This window comes from Streptobacillus felis (genome assembly GCF_001559775.1).
GTDB classification, from domain to species: Bacteria; Fusobacteriota; Fusobacteriia; order Fusobacteriales; family Leptotrichiaceae; genus Streptobacillus; species Streptobacillus felis.
Genome location: NZ_LOHX01000085.1, coordinates 1 through 256, shown reverse-complemented (window position 1 = coordinate 256; position 256 = coordinate 1). Strand labels below are relative to the sequence as shown.

Here is a 256-nt window from a genome sequence, read left to right as displayed (position 1 = left end):
TGTTTGCTAGAGAAATAAGAAATTGCAAAGTTGCAGTAATATGTCTTGGTAAAATAGGATTAACAGCAGCAAAATTATTTAAGGGTGTAGGTGCAAATGTATTTGATAAAGATGTATGTAAAAAAGATGATATAGAAGATATTGTAACTCAAGTAAATTTAGACACATTAGTAAAAGAAAGTGACATAATATCATTACACGTTCCAATTATTAAAGAAAACGTAAAACTTGTAACTGTGGAATTTGTTTCAAAAAT

Annotated in this window: 1 protein-coding gene; it reads left to right on the top strand. The window is 27.0% G+C overall.

The annotated features are described in order from the left end of the window. A partial coding sequence (locus AYC60_RS01415) for an NAD(P)-dependent oxidoreductase (protein ID WP_269146639.1) occupies nucleotides 1-256 on the top strand: 256 nt, incomplete at both ends.